Here is a 1,144-nt window from a genome sequence, read left to right as displayed (position 1 = left end):
ACGCTCAATCTGTTGTATTACTTCGTAAAGGTCATGCTCGGGTCCATTTTTCACATCCGCAATCGCTTTCAGGTGAACTTGCACTTCCGCGATAATATTGGTCTTGGGTAGCTTAACCAATAAATTCAAATCTCGGTAGCCAGAAGGGGCAGGACTTTTAAATCGGTTTTTGATTTTCACAATCTCCGTTTCTCTATCCAACGCTTCATAGACTTCCATCAAGCTTTCAATATCGTTCGCGATGATTGTCGCTCTGGCAACATCGGTAATACGTTCCACTTTTCCACCAAGTTCATGTTTGATTTTTTCTTGGGCGCGATGTGAAGATTTAATCCCAGCAAAGTAGGCATGGGTTTGGGTCAGTAATGCTGTGCTGTTGCAGATATCTTCAAGTTCAAATTGCGCCTGATGAGATTTACTGTAGAGCGTGTCAAAGTCTGAATATGGCTGAATCGGGGTGACGTTGGTTGATTGAATAGCGTACAAGCCGCTTAAATTGTGTTTAAACAACTTAGCGCATACTTCGTTATGACTGGTTGAAAGCTTGTCTTCATCCGCTGGTGAAGTCGGAAGCGCTGCGAATGCAGGTGCACGGGTCAGCATCAATAGCATCATTGCTGTCGTACGAAGAAAAAGACTCATTCATTCTCCTTAATAAGTAACCTAGTAAAAAGTGGATATAAAAGACACTAAGTTCAAACAAATTAAGCAGTTAAACTAGATATTGGGGGGCCAATAACCAAATCAAACCCTATTATCTCGTTTAGTGCGAGAAGCTAGAAATAGATCACATTTTATCGCTAATGGCTTAGAAAAACGTAATCAATCCTGAACTGTGTAGTCATTATATCGGGCGTATATTAATGGGATATGAACACACTGGTTATAAATAATTTAACACGTTAAAATCCGATGCACTTATCAACATATCTTCAAACACAAGGAACAACAATGAACGATCCAGACTTTTGGCACAGTAAGTGGGCCGCAAATCAAATTGGATTTCATTTGGAAGACGTGAATCCACTATTAATTCAGTATTGGCCAAAAACACAACCTAAAAGAAGCGATTCAGTGTTGGTGCCACTGTGTGGAAAATCAGAAGATTTGGTGTGGTTGGCGACCCGCCATGATGATGTCCAAG

General features: G+C 40.7%; 1 protein-coding gene and 1 pseudogene. One reads left to right on the top strand and one right to left on the bottom strand.

Annotated elements, in window-relative coordinates; translation table 11 throughout:
- On the bottom strand, positions 1-642 hold a 642-nt coding region (locus ACP45E_RS13650), incomplete at its 3' end, for a phosphoribosylglycinamide formyltransferase (RefSeq protein WP_069585108.1).
- Positions 643-951: 309 nt separating this feature from the next.
- Between ACP45E_RS13650 and ACP45E_RS13645 the strand changes: the two are divergent.
- Positions 952-1,144, top strand: a pseudogene (locus ACP45E_RS13645) (thiopurine S-methyltransferase); the annotation flags it as partial.

Origin of the sequence: Vibrio genomosp. F10 str. 9ZD137 (genome assembly GCF_049974785.1) — a bacterium.
Lineage (GTDB): Bacteria > Pseudomonadota > Gammaproteobacteria > Enterobacterales > Vibrionaceae > Vibrio.
The sequence above is the reverse complement of the archived record's forward strand: the minus strand, read 5'-3'. Positions and strand labels throughout refer to the sequence as shown.